The sequence below is a fragment of the Anaerophilus nitritigenes genome (assembly GCF_004138215.1).
Lineage (GTDB): Bacteria > Bacillota > Clostridia > Peptostreptococcales > Thermotaleaceae > Anaerophilus > Anaerophilus nitritogenes.
Genome location: NZ_RYYS01000020.1, coordinates 113302 through 136355, shown reverse-complemented (window position 1 = coordinate 136355; position 23054 = coordinate 113302). Strand labels below are relative to the sequence as shown.

Annotated in this window: 21 protein-coding genes and 1 other annotated feature (1 of these 22 running past the window's edge); of the genes, 2 read left to right on the top strand and 19 right to left on the bottom strand. The window is 30.5% G+C overall.

The features are described from left to right. Positions 1–189: 189 nt before the first annotated feature. From rnr to EK368_RS02815, 12 genes are all read right to left on the bottom strand, one after another. The gene (gene rnr / locus EK368_RS02870) at positions 190–2307 is read right to left on the bottom strand and encodes a ribonuclease R (RefSeq protein ID WP_129596224.1); all 2118 of its coding nucleotides are present in this window, start codon (positions 2305–2307) and stop codon (positions 190–192) included. Positions 2308–2384: 77 nt separating this feature from the next. Further along, positions 2385–2693, bottom strand: coding sequence for a DUF1294 domain-containing protein (locus EK368_RS02865; RefSeq protein ID WP_423243532.1), 309 nt, complete (start codon positions 2691–2693; stop codon positions 2385–2387). A gap of 58 nt (positions 2694–2751) precedes the next feature. Beyond that, complete coding sequence (locus EK368_RS02860) at positions 2752–2976, bottom strand: YkuS family protein (RefSeq protein WP_165000298.1); 225 nt, start codon at positions 2974–2976, stop codon at positions 2752–2754. Between the two features lie 109 nt (positions 2977–3085). After that, positions 3086–5074: a sodium-translocating pyrophosphatase gene (locus EK368_RS02855; protein WP_129596222.1), complete on the bottom strand. Its 1989-nt coding sequence runs from the start codon at positions 5072–5074 to the stop codon at positions 3086–3088. A gap of 39 nt (positions 5075–5113) precedes the next feature. Further along, positions 5114–5344, bottom strand: a complete 231-nt coding sequence (gene secG, locus EK368_RS02850) for a preprotein translocase subunit SecG (RefSeq protein WP_129596221.1) — start codon at positions 5342–5344, stop codon at positions 5114–5116. Positions 5345–5542: 198 nt separating this feature from the next. Continuing rightward, a complete protein-coding gene (gene eno / locus EK368_RS02845; RefSeq protein ID WP_129596220.1) occupies positions 5543–6835 on the bottom strand; it encodes a phosphopyruvate hydratase in 1293 nt (430 codons plus the stop codon). An 18-nt stretch (positions 6836–6853) separates the two neighbouring features. After that, positions 6854–7600 carry a triose-phosphate isomerase gene (gene tpiA / locus EK368_RS02840; RefSeq protein WP_129596219.1) on the bottom strand — a complete coding sequence of 249 codons (747 nt, stop codon included), beginning with the start codon at positions 7598–7600 and terminating at the stop codon, positions 6854–6856. A gap of 17 nt (positions 7601–7617) precedes the next feature. Beyond that, positions 7618–8817, bottom strand: coding sequence for a phosphoglycerate kinase (locus EK368_RS02835; RefSeq protein WP_279222248.1), 1200 nt, complete (start codon positions 8815–8817; stop codon positions 7618–7620). Between the two features lie 122 nt (positions 8818–8939). Further along, positions 8940–9953: a type I glyceraldehyde-3-phosphate dehydrogenase gene (gap, locus tag EK368_RS02830; RefSeq protein ID WP_129596217.1), complete on the bottom strand. Its 1014-nt coding sequence runs from the start codon at positions 9951–9953 to the stop codon at positions 8940–8942. 24 nt (positions 9954–9977) lie between these two features. Beyond that, complete coding sequence (locus EK368_RS02825) at positions 9978–11018, bottom strand: sugar-binding transcriptional regulator (protein WP_129596216.1); 1041 nt, start codon at positions 11016–11018, stop codon at positions 9978–9980. 167 nt (positions 11019–11185) lie between these two features. Further along, entirely contained in the window at positions 11186–11902 is a 717-nt protein-coding gene (locus tag EK368_RS02820) for an SWIM zinc finger family protein (protein WP_129596215.1), read from the bottom strand. Next, positions 11903–14581: a DEAD/DEAH box helicase gene (locus EK368_RS02815; RefSeq protein ID WP_129596234.1), complete on the bottom strand. Its 2679-nt coding sequence runs from the start codon at positions 14579–14581 to the stop codon at positions 11903–11905. Positions 14582–14868: 287 nt separating this feature from the next. Between EK368_RS02815 and EK368_RS02810 the strand changes: the two genes are divergently transcribed. Then, positions 14869–15387, top strand: a complete 519-nt coding sequence (locus EK368_RS02810) for a GNAT family N-acetyltransferase (protein ID WP_129596214.1) — start codon at positions 14869–14871, stop codon at positions 15385–15387. 60 nt (positions 15388–15447) lie between these two features. Here EK368_RS02810 and EK368_RS02805 read toward each other — a convergent pair whose 3' ends face one another. The 5 genes from EK368_RS02805 to EK368_RS02785 all read right to left on the bottom strand — a co-directional run bounded on the left by EK368_RS02805 (position 15448) and on the right by EK368_RS02785 (position 19874). After that, positions 15448–16728: an FAD-dependent oxidoreductase gene (locus EK368_RS02805; RefSeq protein WP_129596213.1), complete on the bottom strand. Its 1281-nt coding sequence runs from the start codon at positions 16726–16728 to the stop codon at positions 15448–15450. After that, the gene (locus EK368_RS02800; protein ID WP_129596212.1) at positions 16729–17679 is read right to left on the bottom strand and encodes a sulfide/dihydroorotate dehydrogenase-like FAD/NAD-binding protein; all 951 of its coding nucleotides are present in this window, start codon (positions 17677–17679) and stop codon (positions 16729–16731) included. A 61-nt stretch (positions 17680–17740) separates the two neighbouring features. After that, positions 17741–18859 (bottom strand): D-alanyl-D-alanine carboxypeptidase family protein, encoded by a 1119-nt coding sequence (locus EK368_RS02795; protein WP_243109344.1) that lies wholly within the window; start codon positions 18857–18859, stop codon positions 17741–17743. Positions 18860–18958: 99 nt separating this feature from the next. Beyond that, complete coding sequence (gene ytfJ / locus EK368_RS02790; protein ID WP_129596210.1) at positions 18959–19408, bottom strand: GerW family sporulation protein; 450 nt, start codon at positions 19406–19408, stop codon at positions 18959–18961. 4 nt (positions 19409–19412) lie between these two features. Continuing rightward, positions 19413–19874 (bottom strand): DUF2953 domain-containing protein, encoded by a 462-nt coding sequence (locus EK368_RS02785; protein ID WP_129596209.1) that lies wholly within the window; start codon positions 19872–19874, stop codon positions 19413–19415. A gap of 356 nt (positions 19875–20230) precedes the next feature. On the opposite strand from EK368_RS02785, the gene EK368_RS02780 reads away from it, so the two are divergent. Then, positions 20231–20566 carry a transposase zinc-binding domain-containing protein gene (locus EK368_RS02780; RefSeq protein ID WP_129596208.1) on the top strand — a complete coding sequence of 112 codons (336 nt, stop codon included), beginning with the start codon at positions 20231–20233 and terminating at the stop codon, positions 20564–20566. A 333-nt stretch (positions 20567–20899) separates the two neighbouring features. On the opposite strand, the gene EK368_RS02775 is transcribed toward EK368_RS02780, so the two are convergent. Further along, positions 20900–21127 carry a GNAT family N-acetyltransferase gene (locus EK368_RS02775; RefSeq protein WP_129596207.1) on the bottom strand — a complete coding sequence of 76 codons (228 nt, stop codon included), beginning with the start codon at positions 21125–21127 and terminating at the stop codon, positions 20900–20902. Positions 21128–21474: 347 nt separating this feature from the next. Further along, entirely contained in the window at positions 21475–22653 is a 1179-nt protein-coding gene (gene trpB, locus EK368_RS02770) for a tryptophan synthase subunit beta (RefSeq protein WP_129596206.1), read from the bottom strand. 161 nt (positions 22654–22814) lie between these two features. Beyond that, positions 22815–23054, bottom strand: a binding site (T-box leader); it runs 2 nt beyond the window's last position.

The window sequence follows — 23054 nt, the reverse complement described above, 5'->3', positions numbered from 1 at the left end:
TTATTGAGAATTTGTGAAAATATAGAATAAGTGAGAAAATCATTAGCATTACACTGTTTGAGCGAAAGCGAGTTTGTAATGCTATTTTCGACCGTTTCTATATATTTTCCAAATTTGAAAGTTAGTGACGTTTTTTATGACTTTGTCTACAAGTTCAGAAGATATTTATATATCTTTTTTTTTATTGTACTACTGAATAAGCGTAAAATCAATTTCTCGTTGAGATATATCTGCTCTTATAACTTTTATTTTTACTTCGTCTCCTATTCGATAAGCTTTTTTAGTTCTCTCTCCTCTAAACAAATGATTTTCTTCATCATAAATATAATAATCATCTACTAGTGAACTAATTCTTACTAAGCCTTCAATAGTGTTTTCAAGTTGTATAAACATTCCAAAGGACACTACGCTACTGATGATCCCTTCAAATATTTCCCCTATATGATGAGTCATATATTCAGTTTTCTTCAAATCATCTGTTTCTCTTTCTGCTTCAATAGCAATTCTTTCTCTCTCAGAAGAAACATCTGATGCATTTTCTACAATTCCTTTTAATTTTTTAATTCTCTTTCCATTCATATCTCCTGATAAAGATTCCTTTATGATTCGATGAATTTGAAGATCTGGGTATCTTCTAATGGGAGATGTAAAATGGCAATAATTTTCTGCTGCAAGTCCAAAGTGTCCTGTATTGTATGGAGAATATCTAGCTTTCTTTAAAGACCTTAACATAATTGTGCTAATAATTCTTTCTTCTTTTTTTCCTTCTACTTTTTTTATCAAATCTTGAAGAGCATGTGGATGAATTTGATTGTTTGCACCCTTTAGATGATATCCAAAATTATGAATAAATTTATTAAAAGTTTCTATCTTTTCCATATCTGGATCTTCATGTATTCTATATACAAATGGAATATCTGCCCAATGAAAATGTTCTGCTACAGTTTCATTACAAATAAGCATAAACTCTTCAATAATTCTATTTGCAATTCTTCTTTCTGCTTTTCTTATTTCTATAGGAACACCTTTTTCATCAAGTATAATCTTTGATTCATCAAAATCAAAATCTATACTTCCTCTTACATCTCTTCTTTTTCTTAATTTTTTCGCTAATTGTTCCATTGTCTTAAAATCTTCTAGTAAATAATCATATCTTTCTTTTAATTTTTCATCTTCTTTTTCAAGTAGATCCGATACATCTGTATAAGTCATTCTCTCACTAGTTTTAATGACACTTTCATAAATTTCATGTCTTACTACATTTCCTTTTTGATCAATTTCCATATCTACAGATAAAGTTAATCTATCTACCTTAGGATTCAAACTACAAACTCCATTGGATAACTTTTTAGGAAGCATAGGAATTACTCGATCTACTAAATACACACTTGTTGCTCTTTTTAAAGCTTCTTTATCTAGTGAGCTGTACTCTCTTACATAATGGGTTACATCCGCTATATGTACCCCTAAGAGATAGTTTCCATTTGGAAGAATCTTCACACCTACAGCATCATCTAAATCTTTTGCATCTGATCCATCAATAGTTACAATTCTTTCTTCTCTTAAATCTCTTCTTCTTTTTATTTCTTCATCAAGAATGATTTCTTCAATATTTGCTGCCTCTTCTTCTACTTTTTTAGGAAAATTCAATGGAAGCTTATATTTTTTAATGACAGAAATAATATCTGTTCCTATATCATTTTTATGTCCTAATACTTCTATAATTGTTCCTTCTGGATTCCTTCTCGGTTGAGGCCATTTTGTAATTTTTGCAACTACCTTATATCCATCCTTTGCCCCTCCTACTTCACTTTTAGGAATAAAAATATCCATATTGATTCTTGAATCATCTGGAACTACAAATCCAAAATTTTTACTATTTTCAAAAGTTCCTACAATTTCATCATTGGCTCTATGAATAATTCTAATAACTTCTGCTTCTCCATTTTTTCCATCTGTACCCTTCTTTACAATTCTTCCAATGACTCTATCATTGTGCATAGCTCCATTTAAGTCATTAGCAGAAACAAATATATCTTTATATCCCTCTATCTCTGATAAAATAAATCCAAATCCTCTTCCATGAATTTGAATCTTCCCTACTATTAAATTCATTCTTTCAGGAGCTGCATATCTATTTTTCTTAGTTTTAATGACGTGTCCTTCTCTTTCCATTTCATCTAATGTTTCATAGAATTCTCCTATTTCTGTAGGTTGTATTTCAAATACATTAGAAAGCTCTACATCTAACATAGGACTATATGCATTTTCTCTCATAAACTCTAATATTTTATCTTTAATATTCAATCAAATTCCTCCTATATATTTTTTATAGATTATGCTTATTTTACCCATTTCATTTATTTTTAAAACTCCTATATTTCCTAGGAAATAGCTATTTTATATAGCCAAAATAAAATACCGATCATATGTAATAAAAAAATGAGCGGGATACCTATATAGAAGCTTTTATGTTGAGTTTTGTGACGAAATATACTCATTCCCATTATCACACCAATGGCTCCTCCCAAAAATGATACAATAAAAAAAGTCCGTTCTTTTATTCTCCATGCATCCTTTTTCGATTTATATTTATCTATAAAAGTGAGTAAAAAAGAATAAAGGTTTATAAAAATCAAATAAGTAATAAAATAAAATTCTTTCATTTTTAATAAAATCTTTATATTATCCATTTTATCCCTCCATAAAAAATAAATACCATCTGTAATTATAGCACAGATGGTATTTATTTTAAATGTCTTTAAGCTTTCTTACAATTTGATCAATATTTATTTTTGCTGCATTAATTTTTATTATCTTATCTTTATTTGGATTATCTCTTATACTTTTATCATCATAATAAACAATGGCATCTACTTTATTATTTATACTGCTTAAATTTCTTACATCAAATCCTTGTCTTACTAATTCTTCTGCAATTTCATTAAGCTCTTGTTGTACTCCTATAGTTTTCACTCCACCACCTCCAGTAATTTTATTTTTCTACTGAAAGCTTTTTTTATACAAAAAAAATCACATATAACTTTAGATACCAATATAAAAAGACCCTTAAAGGGTCTTTTTATTAGAATAATTTTCCGCCTATTTTTAAGAACAATGGTGCAAAAACAACTGCAACAATAGTCATTAATTTGATTAAGATATTGATAGATGGACCAGATGTATCTTTAAATGGATCTCCTACTGTATCTCCAACTACAGCTGCTTTATGTGCTTCACTACCTTTTCCACCATGATGTCCTTCTTCAACATATTTTTTAGCGTTGTCCCAAGCACCACCAGCATTTGCCATCATAATAGCAAGTAATACTCCTGATACTAATGATCCTGCAAGTAATCCTCCTAAAGCAGCAGTTCCAAGAAGTATCCCTACTGCTAAAGGTGCTAACACTGCCATAATTCCAGGAACCATCATTTCTTTTAATGCAGCACCTGTACTAATATCAACACATCTTGCATAATCTGGTTTTGCTTTTCCTTCCATAATTCCAGGAATTTCTTTAAACTGTCTTCTTACTTCTTCAATCATTTGAAAAGCTGCTTTACCAACTGATTCCATAGTCATAGCAGAGAATAAAAATGGAAGCATGCCTCCAATTAACAAACCAACTACTACTAGTGGATCTAATATATCAATAGTGTCTAATCCTACTACTTGAGCATAAGAAACAAACAATGCTAAAGATGTTAGTGCAGCAGATCCGATTGCAAATCCTTTACCAATAGCTGCTGTTGTATTTCCTACAGAGTCTAATTTATCTGTAATTTCTCTAACTCCACTTGGTAATTCACACATTTCTGCAATACCACCAGCATTATCTGCAATAGGACCATACGCATCTACTGCTACAGTAATTCCTGTTGTAGATAACATACCTACTGCTGATAGTGCAATACCATATAATCCAAAGAATTTATAAGCTACTAAAATTCCTACTGCAAGTAATAAAATTGGAATCGCTGTAGAATACATACCTACTGCCAAACCACTAATAATTGTTGTAGCAGGTCCTGTTTCTGATTGTTGTGCAATTTTTTGAACAGATGCATATTCTCCTGAAGTATAAACTTCTGTAACTTTACCAATTGCCATTCCTACAATAAGTCCTGCAACAATTGCAAAGAATGCATTTAAATCTCCAAAAAACATTTTACTTAAAAAGTAAGTTCCTACGATTACAATAGCTCCTGCTATATAAGTACCTCTATGAAGTGCTGATGCAGGGTTTGTATTTTCATCCCCTCTAACAAATAAACTTCCTATAATAGATGCAATAATTCCTAAAGATGCCAATGCTAATGGGAATATAGCTCCACTTTGTGGATCAATATGTGCCATTACAACTCCTAATGTAATAACTGATATAATAGAACCAACATAAGATTCAAAAAGGTCTGCTCCCATACCTGCTACGTCACCAACATTATCTCCTACGTTATCTGCAATAACAGCTGGATTTCTTGGATCGTCTTCTGGAATACCTGCTTCTACCTTACCAACTAAGTCAGCTCCTACGTCAGCTGCTTTTGTATAGATTCCTCCTCCAACACGTCCAAATAATGCAATTGAAGATGCACCTAGTCCAAATCCTGTAATAATACTTGGCTCTCTAAAGATATAATATAAAACACCTACTCCTAAAAGTCCTAGTCCCACAACACTCATACCCATAACGGCTCCACCACTAAAAGCTACTCCTAATGCTTTGTTCATTCCACCTTCTCTTGCTGCATTGGCGGTTCTAACATTTGCCTTTGTTGCAACTTTCATACCAAAGAATCCTGCTAATGCAGAAAAACATGCTCCTACTAAGAAACATATTGCGGTTTGTACTCCAACACCAAAAATTAAGGCTACAAATAAAGCGATTACAAAAATAACCAAAGTCTTATACTCTCTTGATAAGAAAGCCATAGATCCTTCATAAATATATGTAGAGATTTCCTTCATTCTTTCTGTCCCTACATCTACTTTATCAATTTTTGCTGCAAGCATAAAAGCAAAAATCAACGCCACTACACCCACAATAGGTGCTAGTATTTCAAAATTCATTTTCTATATCCTCCTTTGTGCCCCCATAACTTTGTGATATTATTGAATACTAACTAAAATAATAGAAGTAATAATAAATATAGATGCACCAATAGTAGTTAGCTTACTTAGCATTCCTTCATAACTTCTTCCTTTTTGTTTTCCCATTAATTGTTCTGCTCCACCAGAAATAGAACCTGATAATCCAGCACTTTTACCAGATTGTAGTAAAATACTTCCAATCAGTATAAGACTAGCAATTACTTGTATAATCATAAATACAGTCTTCATATCCACACCTCCTCCATCTCGTTAACATACCTATTTTAACATAGGTATTTTTTAAAATCAATAATAATTATCCCTCTCTATATTGAAGCATATTTCACACATACAAGATATTTTAATATATTTTCATAGATGAAAACAGTAAGAAAAGGGTAGAGATTCTACCCTTAATCTTTTCCAATTTATCCTAAATCTATACCTTTATTTTAAATTATAAAAGGCTTTCATTCCTCCATATTTTCCTGTAACATCCAGCATCTCTTCAATTCTTAATAATTGATTGTATTTTGCTACTCTATCTGTTCTTGATGGAGCACCTGTTTTGATTTGACCAGCATTTACTGCTACTACTAAATCTGCAATCGTTACATCTTCAGTCTCTCCAGATCTATGAGATATTACTGCTGTATATCCAGCTCTCTTTGCCATTTCAATAGCATCTAGTGTTTCTGTAATCGTTCCTATTTGATTTAATTTAATTAAAATAGAGTTTGCTGTTTTTCTTTCAATTCCCTTTTCCAGTCTTTGAGTATTAGTTACAAATAAATCGTCTCCTACTAATTGAACTTTTCTTCCTAGTCTTTCAGTAAGCATTTTCCATCCTTCCCAATCTTCTTCATCTAATCCATCTTCTATAGAAATAATTGGGTATTTGCTTACTAATTTTTCATAGAATTCTACCATTTGTTCGGATGTTTTTACTACACCTTCTCCAGCTAAATTATATTTTTTTTCTTCTTTATCATATAATTCAGTAGCTGCTACATCTAGTGCTAACATAATATCTTCTTGTGGCACATATCCAGCTTTCTTAATAGCTTCTATAATAACTTCTAAAGCTTCTTCATTAGAAGTAAGATTTGGTGCAAATCCCCCTTCATCTCCTACAGCAGTGTTGAGTCCTTTTTCTTTTAACACTTTCTTTAAATTATGGAATACTTCTGCACCCATTCTTAATGCCTGTCTAAAAGAATTTGCACCTACAGGCATAATCATAAATTCTTGAATATCTACGTTATTATCTGCATGCTCTCCACCATTTAATATATTCATCATAGGAACTGGAAGAGTTTTTCCATTCACACCACCTATATATTGATAAAGTGGCAATCCCAAATATTCACTTGCTGCTCTTGCAACTGCCATAGATACTCCTAATATAGCATTTGCTCCTAGTCTTGCTTTATTATCTGTTCCATCTAACTCAATCATTAATGAATCTATCGCCACTTGGTCTAATGCATCCATACCAATAATTTCATCTGCTATTTCTTCATTTACATTTTCTACTGCTTTTCTTACACCTTTTCCTAAGTATCTTTCTATATCATCATCTCTTAATTCTACAGCTTCAAAAGCTCCCGTAGATGCTCCAGAAGGTACAATTGCTCTTCCCATACTTCCATCTTCAAGATAGACTTCTACCTCTACTGTTGGATTTCCCCTAGAATCTAATACCTCTCTTGCATAAACATCTATAATTGTACTTGACATATGTACTTCCCCTCTCTTTTAGAAATTTACAAGTTTTACAAAATCTTCAGGATCTAAACTTGCTCCACCTACTAAAGCTCCGTCCACATCTTCTTGATTCATAATTTCTTCTACATTAGAAGGCTTTACACTTCCTCCATATTGAATACGTACTTCTAAACATATATCTTCTCCATAGAGTTCTTTAATTCCTTCTCGAATTATAAAAATTACTTCATTAGCCTCCTGTGGTGTTGCAGTTTTTCCTGTTCCTATGGCCCATATTGGCTCATATGCAATTACAATCTCTTTAACTTGTTGTGCACTTATATCTTTTAGCGCTTTCATCACTTGATTTTTTACTACATGATCTGTTTCATTTTTCTCTCTTTGTTCTAGTGTTTCTCCTACGCAAAGAATGGGATTGATTTTATGCTTTAGAGCTATATGTACTTTTTTATTAACTGTTTCATCAGTTTCATTAAAATACTGTCTTCTTTCAGAATGACCAATAATACAATAGTCTATACCTATTTCTCTTAACATAGTAGAAGAAATTTCTCCTGTATATGCACCATTTTCTTCCCAATGCATATTCTGAGCACCAACTTTTATATTTGTTCCATCCACTGCTTTTTTTACTGCTTCTAAACTTGTATATGGTACACATAAAACAACTTCTACATCTGTACCAACCACTTGATCTTTTATTTTGTCTACAAATTCAGTAGCTTCTTTGATTGTTTTATGCATTTTCCAATTTCCTGCAATAATCGGTAATCTCATATTAAATGCCTCCTAATTTACTTTTCTTCTATGACAGCAATACCTGGAAGTTCTTTTCCTTCTAAAAATTCTAAGGAAGCTCCTCCTCCTGTAGATATATGTGTCATATCATCTTTAAATTCTAATTGTTCTACAGCTGCCGCACTATCTCCTCCACCTATAATAGTTGTTCCACAAGACTCTGCCATAGCTTTTGCAATTCCTTTTGTACCAAATGCAAACGCAGGCATTTCAAATACACCCATAGGTCCATTCCATATAATTGTTTTTGCATTTTTTATTTCTTCTGCAAATATTTTAACACTTTTATCTCCTATATCAAGACCCATCATATCCTTTGGAATTTCTTCTGATTTTACTGTTTTATGTACTGAATCTGCTTTAAACTTCTCTGCTACTACTATATCTACTGGTAATAAAAACTTTACATTTTTTTCTTTTGCTTTTTCCATAAGCTCTTTTGCAAGATCAATTTTATCTTCTTCCAAAAGTGAATTTCCGATTTCATATCCTTTTGCTTTTAAAAACGTATACGCCATTCCTCCACCTACAATAAGGGTATCTACTTTTTCTAATAAGTTCGTAATGACTCCTATTTTATCAGATACTTTGGCTCCTCCTAAAATAGCTACAAAAGGTTTTTCTGGACTTACTAAAGCTTTTCCTATAATATCTATTTCTTTCTGAATCAAATATCCTGATACACATGGTAAAAATTTTGCAATTCCTGCCGTAGAAGCATGTGCTCTATGAGCTGTTCCAAAGGCATCATTTACAAATAAATCTCCCAAACTTGATAAATCCTTTGAAAAAGCTTCATCATTTTTTTCTTCTTCTTTTCTAAATCTTACATTCTCAAGTAAAACAATTTCTCCATCTTTCATTTGTTCTACAGCTTTTTTGGCACTTTCACCAACTACTTCTTTATCAGCTGCAAAGGTTACTTGTTTTTGTAAAAGCTCTGCAAGTTTTTTTGCTACTGGCTCTAAAGTGTATTTCTCATTAAATTGCCCTTTTGGTCTTCCCAAATGAGACATCAAAATTACTTTTGCATCTTCCTTAATTAAATATTGTATAGTTGGAAGAGCAGCCCTTATACGAATATCATCTGTTATATTCTTATCCTCATCCATAGGTACATTAAAATCACATCGTACTAATACTTTTTTCCCTTTTACCTGAACATCTTCAATATTTTTCTTTTTCAATTTTTTCACCTCTGCTTTTTATAATTGTATACTCCTATTAATATATGTAACATACTATTTAACCTTAGTCAATGATTTATGTTGTATACTTTTAAAGAAAGGTTCAACCTAAATAAGATTGAACCTTTTTTCTATAATCCTTGTTGTATTACATATTTTACTAAATCTATTACTCTAGTAGAATAACCCCATTCATTATCATACCAAGAAACGATTTTTGCTAAATTTCCATCCATCATCATAGTTGAAAGTCCATCTATAATAGAAGATCTAGAATCTTGTCTATAATCTATAGATACTAAAGGTTCATCGCTATAGCCTAAAATTCCTTTCAATTCATTTTCTGATGCTTTTTTCAAAGCATCATTAATTTGTTCAGCTGTTGTTTCCTTTTCTAATTCACAAACTAAATCTACTACTGAAACAGTAGGGGTAGGCACACGCATAGCCATTCCATTTAATTTTCCTTTTAACTGTGGAAGTACTAATGCTACTGCTTTTGCAGCTCCTGTAGTAGTAGGAATAATAGATTCTGCAGCAGCTCTTGCTCTTCTTAAATCTTTATGAGGAAGATCTAGTATTCTTTGATCATTTGTATAAGAATGCACTGTAGTCATCAATCCTCTTTTAATGCCAAATTTTTCATCGATGACCTTTGCAAAAGGAGCAAGACAATTTGTAGTACATGAAGCATTAGATATAATATGATGCTCCTTTGGATCATAATCTTTTTCATTCACTCCAAGTACAATTGTAGTATCCTCATTTTTAGCAGGAGCACTAATGATTACCTTCTTTGCACCTGCACTTATATGTTTTATTGCCTTTTCTTTATCTGTAAATACTCCTGTAGACTCTATAACAATATCTACTCCTAATGATTTCCATGGAATATTTGCTGGATCTCTCTCTGCATAAATTTTAATTTCTTTTCCATCAACTACAATAGTATTTTCTTTCACTTCTACAGTTTTACTGAATTTCCCAAAACAGCTATCATATTTTAACAAGTGCGCTAAAGTATACGCATCTGTTAAATCATTAATGGCTACAATTTCAAAATCCTTTCCTCCTTGTTCCATAGCTATTTTAAAAGCATTTCTTCCTATTCTTCCAAATCCATTAATACCAACTTTTACACTCATGCAAAATCCTCCCTCATCATGTATTTATTTTAATATTTCTTGAGCTAAGCCTTCATCAATTATCAAAGTAAGATTTGTATTTAATTTGCTTATTGGCATAATTGCTAGAGCTTTTTCTTTTCCTGCTGCTACGCCAATAGGATTTTTTATATTTTTATAGGTTTGTAAACTAACTCCAACAGAATTAACTTCTTCTATAATTTTTCCTTTTAGATTAAAATAATACCCAAAAGCTTCTGCAACAGCACATTTTTTATTGAGCTCTTCAATTTTTTCATTAGAAAGACCTCTTCTCTTAGCCATTTTGTCAGCTCTTCCTATACCAAATAATAATACATGAATTTGTTTTATATAATCTACAACCTCTTTTGTATTTGGATCTTTAGAAAGACTTTCTAATAAATCTTTTGAAATATTATCAGGCATATGCAAAAGTTCGTATGGACAATTTAATTTTCTTGCAATTTTTGCGGTAATATGATTTGCCTGATTCTCAGCATTTTTACCTAAGCCCCCTCTAGCAGGAACAATCATCATGTGGTGCTTTAAATCTTCTTCTATCATTTCATCAGCTACCATAGATATAGTAGTTCCTCCTGTAACTCCTACAATCATATGATCCTTCAAAATAGATTTAAAATACTTACTTGCAACTTTTCCTATTTCTCTTAAAATAAATTCATCTTCATCATAAAGACCTGGCACAACTATTACTTTTTTAATTTCAAGCTTTTGAGCCACTTCTTCTTCAATAGAATTTAAATTTTTTAAAATATGTATAAAGCTTCTTAATACTTCTAAACTAGTGTAACCAGATTCAGTAATGTTCATTCCCTCAGCTTTTATCTCTATAAGATTTTGATCCTTTAAGATATTTACTTCTTTTCTTATAACTCTCTCACTTATTTGTAAAAAAGCAGATAAACTTCTTCTTCCTATGGGCTGATGATAAGAAATTAAACGAAGAATATGATACCGATCCATCAAAAGCTTTACCATTTCAGGAGCTATTTTCTTTTGTGTTTGTATAAAATCGGCAACACAAAATTCTTCTTTTTCAGTCATTTTTTCATCTCCTTATAATCTACCTTGTTTTTCGGGACCTAAATAGTCCCTATAGACTTTTTAGGTCCCATTCATTCTAAAATATCTATTTATACATTAACATAATTTCCTAAAATTTTCAATAGAAAAATGACGTGTTCTCAAGACAAACGCATGAACTTTGACAACTATATACCAAACAAATCAAATACTTCATCTTCATCAATAACACGCTTACTGTTCTTATCTGCATTTTGAAGCATGCTTTTCATTTTCTCTTCTATTGATTTTTTGAGTAATGATTCAAAATCAATATTTCTAAGCTTAAAGAAAAGAATAGGATCATTATCTAACCTAGCACCTATTCCATACAATACTGCTGCAATATGCTTACAAACTACTGCTGAATCAGGGCAACTACATTGAAAATGTATCTCTTTTAAAGATGGAAATAATCCGTTCTTTGACTCCTTAAATAGTTCATCAAATTCCTTTGGGAATTCACCTGCTATTAATGTTTCCATTGTATCTATTCTATGGTTACAAATTTCTATTACTCTTGTCCATTTTCCTTGATCTAATTCATCTATTTGAATTAAAACACTATATGGCTTAGAACTACTTCCTTGAACAAGTGCTTCAACTTGTCCTGTTTTGATTTGTAAATCTAAAACTGCACCATGTCTTACATAACTTCGTCCTCTTCCTATTCTATTTTTTAAATCTGCATAGCTTTCTAAATTTGTATTCCAGGCTTTTCCCCACCATTTTTTTGCTATTGCATTACCATTTATTATAACTGGAGAAATATTGGGATTTTTCTTTCTAAGTTTTTCAATACTCTTTTGAGCATTTTCTTTTTTCTTTGCAACTGTAATATACTCACCAAAGCCATAGAAACTCATCTATTTTTCACCACCTAGTTTAAATAATTCCATAAGTTCATTATTATCAAACTCTGTAATCCATTTTTCTTCCGATGATGCTATTATATCTCCTGCTAACTTTTGTTTTTCTTCTATAATTAAATCTATTTTTTCTTCAATTGTTCCTAATGTAACAAATTTATGTACCATTACATTCTTTGTCTGTCCTATACGAAAAGCTCTATCTGTAGCTTGATTTTCAATAGCTGGATTCCACCATCTATCAAAATGAATCACATGGTTTGCTTTGGTAAGATTAAGTCCTACACCCCCTGCTTTAAGTGAAAGTACCATATAAGGAACATATTCTTCTCCATTAAAAATCTCTACCATCTCTCCTCTCTTTTTAATCGGTGTACCTCCATGTAGAATAAATCCTTTTCGATTAAATATTTTTTCCAAGAAATTTGAAATAGGTTCAGTCATTTCTTTAAATTGAGTAAACACAATAACTCTTTCTCTTCTTTCATATATATTTTCACAAATATTTTGAAGTTGTTCAAATTTCCCACTCTGTTGTGGTTTATATTCTTCTAATCCAAGATATTGATCTGGATGATTACAAATCTGCTTAAATTTCATTATACTTGCAAGGACTAGTCCTTTTCTCTCTATTCCTTCTGTATTTTGTAACTTTATTTCAATTTCTTTTACTAATTTTTTATATAATACAACTTGTTTTTTACTTAAAGATGCATATTCCTTCTTTTCAATCTTTTCTGGAAGATCTGCTATTACCAATTTATCAGTCTTTAGTCTTCTTAATATAAATGGACTAACAATATTTCTAAGTTTTGAATAAGCTTTATTATTCTCTTTTATTTTTTTTGTCAAATTTGTAAATTCCTTAGCATTGCCAAGTAACCCTGGATCTAAAAAATCAAATAATGACCATAAATCAGAAAGTTTATTTTCAATAGGAGTTCCTGTCATTGCTATTTTAGTTTCTGCTTTGATTTGCTTAATTATCTTTGTCTGTTTTGTACTAGGATTTTTAATTGCTTGTGCTTCATCTAATATTAATAAATTCCATCTTATTTCTTTTAATTTTTCTAAACGCACTGCCATACCATATGTAGTAATATATAAAAATGAAGTATTTTTTTGATCTAACTCAACACTTGCTTCTTTTCCATGAAGTATACATACCGTCATTTCAGGAGCAAACTTTTCTATTTCCTTCTTCCAATTTGCTATTAAAGATGCTGGAATAATTAACAATGCATGTCCTTGTTTCTCTACTCTGATCTTCTCAAGCAATGCAATAATTTGTACAGTTTTTCCAAGTCCCATATCATCTGCAAGGCAAGCTCCAAATCCAAGCTTTTGCATATAATACAACCACGAATATCCTGTTTGTTGATAAGGTCTTAAAGTAGCATTAAAACTTCCTTGAGGTTTAATTTCTTTTATTATTTCTGGATTACACATTTTATCTTTTATACTTTCTAACCAGTTTCCATTTGATACCTCTATATCTACACTTTCATCATCAATACCTAATTTTTCTCTTGCATTTAGCTCCATACGCATAGCATCTGCAATAGTAATTCCTTCTTTTTTAGCTAACTTTTCGGCTTTTTTATATGCTTCTAAAACTTTTTGAAGCTTTTCTTTGTCTATCTCTACCCATTTCCCTTTAATAAGTTCTAATCCCTCTGATTCTAGAAGCAGTTTTTTTAATTCTTCTTTAGATATTTTATCTTCTCCCAAAAATAGCTCTGGTTTAAAAGATAATAATGCATTCATTCCAATTTTTGAAGGTTCTTTATTTCCAATCGCTACAGAAACTTTCAATGAATTACTTTTTCTTCTCCACCAATTTGGAATTCTACACATAATTCCAGACTCTTCATAAATTGATAACTCCTTTAAAATGATATATGCTTCTTGTTTTGTAAGTTTTAATGGAGAAAATAATTCTCCACTTTCCATTAATTCTGATATAAAATTACTTTTATCAGCAGCTTTACTTATTGTTGACATTAGTTGAAGAAGTTTTTCTTTATCGTCTTTATATTCTAATAAAGCATTTTTCAATGGCATATGCTTTGCTTTATGTGATACATCAGCATTATCTTTCTTTATATTATAATTTTGTGTTGAATATGTAGCTAAAAACGCAAAGGGATAATCCATATTTTTATTTTCAACTAAGTGAAAAAATACTCTTCCCACAATATTTATATTTGCATTTCTTTCTATTAAAAAGTCTTCAACTGTTCCAGAATAATTAGAGATTTCTTCTATATATATTTCAGCAATTTTTTCCCATATTAAAAAAATCCATTCATCATTTATAAATTCCATACCTATTGCAAAAGGAATTCTTTGTTTAATATCCTCAACTTCTTCTTCCAATAATGTTAAATCTGCTTGTTCTCTAGTAAATTCAATATCTGATTGCCTCGAAATTTTTAATATAAATTGACTGGATAAAAAATTCAAGAAATGAATTGTAGGTGACATCCATCCTTTTTTTTCAATAAATCCCAAATCCCATAACGCTTTATATTTATCTTGTTCAAAACGTTCATACCAGATTAATTGATATTTTTGATATTCTTCTGATATAAATTTTTTATCAATTATTTCATAATCCACTACAAATCCTGTTTCACTAAAAATAACCATTAACTCTTTTTTGTCTGTAAACATCTGTTTCAAGAATATTCTCCTCATCTTAATAAATTGTTATAATAATAATATAATAATATCTTACTGATGATTTATACATAGATTTAATTTTTTTGATTTCATTATATAGTTTTTTTGTAATATTTATTTTTTAAATCATATGCCCAAGTGTTAGAATTTCCATAACATAGTATCGTTTTCATAAACATCATCTTTCTGTGATAATATTATTTTAACACAAAATTTGAAAAAATAATTTATTTGATATAATATATAAATACAGTAAATTTACTTTTAGGAGGGCTATTATGAGTCAACTTTACAAAACACCTGTTGAGCATTTTACAATACGCTTTGCAAATGAAAAAGACACCCCCATGATACTAAATTTTATAAAACAATTAGCTGATTATGAAAAATTACTTCATGAAGTTGAAGCAACAGAAGCTATTTTACATGAATCTCTTTTTGTAAAAAATCAAGCCGAAGTAATTATAGGTGAATATTATGGAAAACCTGTAGGTTTTGCATTATTTTTTCATAATTTTTCTACTTTTTTAGGAAAAGCAAATCTTTATTTAGAAGATCTTTTTGTACAACCAGAAATGAGAGGAAATGGTTTTGGTAAAATACTACTTTCATTTCTTGCAAAAATTTCTATTGAAAGAAATTGTGGTAGACTAGATTGGTGGTGCCTAGACTGGAACACCTCTTCTATTGAATTTTATAAAGAAATGGGTGCTATACCAATGGATGAGTGGACTGTTTACCGTGTCCAAGAACAAGCACTTTCATTACTTGCAAAACATTGTGAGCTTTCAGAATAACTCTGAAAACTTACAATGTTTTTATTTTTTCACAGCCCCCTATACTCATGTCATAAATTTTTATATAATCTTCTCTTCATAAATATTGAGTAAATTCATTTTTTCAATCCTTTTTTTAATTTTCCCTGTATCTGTTGTATAAAGATCTAAATCTTTCATTCTTTTAAAATAATCTGCTCCTGCAAAAGTATATCTTGTTCTTAATCCTTCTTCCGTCTTTCTTTGTTCTCTTTCATAAGAAATCAAATCTCCTATACAGGTGTTAATTGGAAGCTCTAAAAGTGGAATACCTTTTATAAACCTTACACTATTGTGTCCTGCTAAACTTCCTGTAACAATGGCTTCTGTATGACCTACAAATAATCCTGATTTTTCTCCTGCACAAAATAAATTTTTAAGTCCATTTACTTGCATTTTATTATCTCTTGGTGCAATAGATAAATATCTTATAGAATTTCCTACTCCTCCTGCATAAGGATCTTCATATCTTGCATTTTCTAATCCTTTAAATTTTCTTAGTTTATCTAGTGGATAAAAAGGTGCCATAAGCTTTGCATGGCCCGTATCTAATAAAACAATATTTTCTGCAAACTCTTTGAGTGCATATTGCTGACAAACTTTCATATCTAATTTTTTCATGTTGATTTCTTCTTTTGGAACAGGTAGTAGCACTACCCCTGTTTCATTTAGCTTTTTTACAATTTCTTCACTTAAAGAATCTTTGTTTAACTTACATGATCCACTAAATGCTCCATAAGTGCCATCTTTTCTTTTTCCTATATCATCTTTGATTCCTGCTTTACTCGTAATACTTACTCTCGGACCAAAAGAAGGACATCTTAATATACACATAGAACATCCATTCCCATATTTTAGGCAATTGCCCATAGGACCTGTAGATCCTGTTGTTTCAATAAATACATCTGCTTTTATTTTTGTTCCATCTTGTAAAACAATGGATACAATTCTTTGATCTTCTACTTCTACATCTACAACTCTTGACTTAAATTGTAGATCAATACACATTTCTTGAAGTAACTTTCTTACCATAGGCTCAACTTTACAAACATCATAAAGATTTGCATGTTTATGACCAGGAAATTCAATATTTACATGTCTTGAAGCTTGATCTGTCACTTCAAATAATTCTTTGGCCCCTAATAATGAATTCTCTTCTGCTGCCGTATATCTACCATTGTTTCTCATGATTCCCCCTACGTTTCCAAGTCCTAACAAAATATCCATTCTCTCAAGTATCATTACATCTGCTCCTGATTTTTTTGCAGTTACAGCAGCTGCTACACCTGCCCATCCTCCCCCAATGATTACTACCTTTGCCATTTATTTTCCCTCCTCCAAAATTTCTTCAGCTTTTACTTGCATTTTACACATTCTCACCAATTGTCCGCTCTTTGTTTTACAAGTACAAGCGCCACAAATTCCTTCTCCACAACACATAGATGAATTGTTTGTACAAACAAACTTAGAAGTATCTTCAATTTCAGCTTTTACTATTTTATGAAGTTTATCAGATCCTAAGCTATAAATTAAATCATAATTTTCTTTTAATAAAGAGATGAGTATATCTACCCCTTTTTGATTTCTTAGAGAAATTTCTATAGGCTCTATTTTAAAATCTTTGATATACTCATTTATAAAATCTACCCCTATTTTTCCCGGATCTATGACAAAGGTAATATGATTTTTATTTTTAAGAAGATATTTGATAGCCAAAATAGCAGGTGCCAATCCCACTCCTTTTCCAATCAATAAAACTTTTTTCTCTTTTGTTTCCTTTAATTTTTTCAAACCTATTACACCATTCCAATAAGGAGCTCTTATAAATATTTTGTTTTCACAAGATAAAATATCTTTTGTCTTAGGTCCTAAAATTTGTACTACAAATTGTATTTCTCCATTTTTTTCATCTACATCCATAATAGACATTGGTGTATCAAAAAAGTATGGTTTTTCTATATGTCTAATAAAAATATAAGACCCTGGATGCTTTAGTTTTAATGCCAAATCTACATCTACTTTTACTTTAAAAAGAACATAATTTTCTTGAATCACTTTTTTCTCAATAATCTTTCCTTCTACAGTTTTTCGAATATCTTTTCTTTTTTGTCCATTCCAATAAAATTCTTGATATATACATATCCCTTGCCAATTACAATCACATAATTCTTTTCCTTGTAAATGATTACACATAATACATTCTTTCATTTCCGCTAGATAGCATGGGCAATATTCACTTCCCATATCCACACATATATGATCTTTATCGCTCAAATTTAATCCCTCCAATTTTAAGGATAAAAAAATGCCCTATATAATAGGGTATTTTTTTACTTTAAAATTGGTTACTATTTGAAAAATAATCTAGTATCTTATCTTTTATATTCTTGCATTCTATATCTTCTCTAAATACTAAATCTGTAGTATAAATAAGCTGATTATTTAGATATATCCTTGCTTTTCCTATTTTTTGCCCTCTTTTTATTGGAGCTTGTATTTTCTCATTCACTTTTAAAATCATCATTATTTTTTTTTGTTCTTCTTTTGTCAATGGCAATATCACATCTTCTTTTCCTACAATTTTTGTATTTTTCTTTTTTCCATTTTCTACAGATGCCGTTTGAATCACACCATCTTTTTTCATCATACAAAATGGTTCATAGCGATTAAATGCATCATCTAACAATCTATATGAATCTTCAAACCAATTGTAATCATTTAAAACTACACATACAAGCTGCATACCACCTCTTGTGGCTGAAGTTACAAGACATCTTCCCGAAGCTTTTGTGTATCCTGTCTTTACTCCATCTCCACCCTCATATTGGCTCAAGGTTTTGTTTTTATTATAAAAATGTTTATATCCTTCTCTATCTGCTATCCAGAGTTTGGTTTTCACAATTTCTTTGAAATCTTTATTTCTTAAAGCTTCCCTACTGATCAGGGCCAAATCATAAGCTGTAGTATAATGATTTTCGTCATGTAATCCATGAGGATTGACAAAATTAGTATTCTTTGCACCAATTTCTTTTGCTCTTTGATTCATCAATTGTGCAAATTTCTCCACAGATCCTGCTAGCTCTATGGCAATTGCAGTTGCTGAATCATTTCCAGATCGAAGCATTAACCCATAAAGTAAATCTTTCATTTTTACTTTTTCATCATAGCCTAAATAAATAGATGAGCCTTCCACCCCCACGGCTTTCTTAGAAATTTTTACTTCCTTATCTAGTTTTGATTTTTCTATTCCTAAAAGAGCAGTCATAATTTTGGTAGTACTTGCCATAGGTTTTTTTTCATAGATGTTTTTTTGATAAAGAATTCTACCACTTTTTACATCCATTACAATGGCACTACTTGCAGAATTTGAAACTGTTTCTTTAGCAAAGGTTAAAGTAGTAAATTGGAACATCAATATTACTACTAGGAAATATATAGAAATCTTTCTTTTCAAACTCATCACTCCATTTGTTTTCTTGCCTATCTATATTATTTTCACATCTTTTAAAAAACATTCATTTATATAAAAATAAGGAGTTGAAATGTTCACTCCTTATTCTTCTGTATCCTCTTCTTGTATATTTTTTTGTATCTTACTTTTATTTTTTTTACTAGACATTCCTTGAACTTTATCTAATAATTTAGGAATAAAATTAATTACATTATCTACCATATTTGCATTTTGATCCACTGGTAGTAATTTCATTTCTCCATTTCCTACTACCATAAATGCCACTGGTTGAACAGAAACTCCCGCTCCAGTTCCTCCAGCAAAAGGTAATTTTTTATCCTCTTCTTCATTTGTATTACTTACTTGTGAAGAATTGTTTTTCGTATATTCTCCACCTCCAGAAGCAAAGCCAAAAGATACCTTAGATATAGGAATAATTACTGTACCATCTGGAGACTCTACTGGATCTCCTACAATGGTATTTACATCTACCATGTCTTTTAAACTTTCCATTGTAGTTTTCATTAATGCTTCTATAGGATGACTACTCATTTTTTCACCGCCTTTTTATCAAAAATGTATAAAAAATCTTTAGGGCTGCAATAATAATATAGCCTATTTTAATACTTATTATACAATCAAGATTCATTTTAAAAATTTGTTGATTAAAATTAGGACATACTTTTATGTTCATTTCTTTACAATTCATATTTTCTTTTATTAATGTAAAAATTTGTCCTTCTATCATCCACAAAAATCCTGCTACCATTCCAGTTACTGCTGCATCTCCTATTCCAAATTTAATTTCTAAGAAAAAATCATCTATTACAATCTTTTTATTCAAATATTTAATCACATGATTATATAAACGATTAAAATACTTTATTTGTTTATAAATTTTTTTCATCTCTTCCATAGTAAAAATTGATTTTTCTTCTTGTGACTCTCCTATATTTTTATTGGTTTCTTTTTTAATTTTTAAAAAAGGTTTTGTATTTTTTTTTATATCAAAATCCAAAAAAGGAATTTCTGTATTGTATCTAAGTAGTCCAAAAAACGTTTTAAAATTTAATATAATTTTGTCATTTTCATGATTCTTTAAAACCTTACCTTCAAAAACTATAGGAATAAATAATAAAGGGATTATAAATATTATGATTAATACATAAATTTTAAAGCACCACCTCTCTTACAGTCTATTTTTTCCATAAATTATAAATAATACACATTTATTAAAATTTTCTACCAATATAAAAAAAGTGGCTAGCGCCACGTTAAAAGTCAGTCACCTAATGGCTGACTTTTTTCTTTTAGATTGCTGTTTTTTCTTGAGTAGTTTTCTTTATTTTGATATAAATATATTGGTGATTGTTTATGACTAATAAATCTTTTACTATTAAACAAATTTTATCTGACCATTGGGATAGCTTCCTTTCTCTAGGATATGATTTACGGCCTGCTATACCTAAAAATGTTGAAAAGGTTATTCATTGTGGTGACCCCGCTTTTGGTCATGCTCTTTATTTTTGTGATCACTGTAATCAATTTAAGTATGTGTCTTTTCGCTGTAAAAGTCGCTTTTGCAATACTTGTGGTGCTGCTTATGTTTCTGAACGTGCTAAGAATATTTCTTTTAAGCTTATTAATTGTAGACATCGTCATCTTGTTTTTACTATTCCTTCTGAACTTCGCAACCTCTTTTGGTGTTGATCCTCTTTGTTGTTTATGTGGAAATAAAAATGTAACTATTCCCTATGGGTTCCTCGTTTCATTGTTGAACAACTATAAGAAGATAATATTTTAAACGGGTTTAATCCATCAATTCCACCACAACCTTATTGTCAGGTTTGTGATGGTACTATGACTCCAATATCTTATACAGGTATTAGGGGCATACATTACGAATACAAAAAAATAATCTAGCACTTTTACGTTAGATCTTTTTGTCTTGCTATAAATCTCTAGTAGCAAGTTTTTTATTAAATATAAAAGTAGAACTTTCCTATTTAATAAAAAAGATACCTACGAATACATGTAGGCATCTTACTGTAGTCTCATTTCCATCGTATTTGGTCTAAAACCCATAGCTTGATAAAACTCAATAGCATATTTGTTTTCACAAGAAACTGTAAGGATAATAACTTCACATTCATTACTTTTTAGCCATTCTATACTGCGATTCATAAGCTCTTTGCCTATTCCTCTTCCTCTAGCTTCTTCTATAACATGAAGAGTTTGTGGCTGTCCATGATTTCCTTCAAAGGTAGAAATACAATATCTGAATACAGATTACTGAAAATTTTTGATATCTCTTCATGGAATTTTCTATTTCTCTCCCATACCTCTTTAATCTTTGAAACCTCATTAAATGATATGTCCCTATAACAAACCATGCACTGATTCTCCTCTTAATATAATTTATTTTTTCTATACCCACATTAGTAATTCAAAGACCTTTAGCCATTATTTTTTCACCCTTTTCAATAACTAATTACCCTATACTAGAAATCATTTTATTACCTTAAGAATACCTTAATTTATCATACGTTATTTAAATATTATTATACAACTCACTATTTTACAACAGGGTGATTATAAATCACCCTGTTGTAAATATATTATTGCATTATTTCCTTGATCTGTGCTACATCTTTATCTCCTCTGCCCGAAAGACTAATAATAATAATTTTATCTTTATCTAAATCTTTTGCAAGCTTCATCCCATAAGCAACAGCATGTGCACTTTCAATAGCAGGGATAATACCTTCTGTTTTAGACAGTTCAAAGAATGCATCTAAAGCTTCATCATCTGTAATTCCTACATAATTAGCCCTTCCAATAGAATGATAATAACTATGTTCAGGACCTACTCCAGGATAATCAAGTCCTGCTGCTATAGAATGAACTGGAAGAGGCTCTCCCTTTTCATCTTGAAGTGTATAGCATTTAAAACCGTGGATAATTCCTACACTTCCCTTTATGATGGATGCTGCATGATCAGGTGTATCAAGGCCCTTACCAGCTGGCTCTACTCCAATTATTTTTACATCTTTATCTTCTACAAATGGATAAAAAAGACCTATAGAATTACTACCACCACCTACAGCTGCAACAACATAATTAGGAAGCTTTCCCTCCATATCCAGTATTTGTTTTCTTGCTTCTTTTCCAATAATACTTTGAAATTCCCTTACCATAGTAGGGTAAGGATGAGGACCAACTGCCGATCCTAACAAGTAAAAGGTATCACTAGCATTTTCAACAAAATCTTCTAAAGCAGCATCTACAGCATCTTTTAATGTAGCTGATCCTTTTGTTACAGGAACAACTTTGGCTCCTAGAAGCTCCATTCTAAACACATTTAGAGATTGTCTTTTGATATCAATTTCTCCCATATAAACAGTACAATCCATTCCAAATAAAGCACAAACGGTCGCAGTAGCAACGCCATGCTGTCCAGCTCCTGTTTCAGCAATAATTCTTTTCTTTCCCATTTTTTTTGCCAAAAGAGCTTGTCCAATAGCATTATTAATTTTATGAGCACCTGTATGATTTAAATCTTCTCTTTTAAGATAAATTTTGGCTCCACCTATTTTTTTGGATAATCTCTCAGCAAAATAAAGAGGATTTTCTCTACCAATATATTGCTTGTGATAATAAGCTAATTCTTCCATAAATGTAGAATCATTAATGAAGTGATAAAAGTTTTGTTCTACATCCTTTAAAACTTCTTTTAATATTTTAGGAACATAGCTTCCTCCAAATTCTCCAAAATAACCATTATTGTTTTTAATCATATAAAAAACCTCCTATTGATTGAATATTCTAAAAATACCAGTTAGAAATAGTTCATAAAAAGACCATACATACTATTGTCATTATAATTAAGTATGAATATAGCGTTTAAAAATAATCATTTCCGGAAATTAAAAAATCCTCTACATGTTTATACAAACACATAGAGGACGCTATATACGTGGTGCCACCTCAATTGGTTATCAAAATAAATAACCCACTTTCTCAGATACGGGAATTGTTCCGATATCTTATCTCTATAACGGGAGATACCCGTGTTGCCTACTAAACTTTTCAGCTCCAACTCATAAGTCCATTCAGTATATCTACAAATATCGGATTTTCACCAACACCGACTCTCTACAATCCTTCAATATACTTACTACTCTTATTCATCGATTTA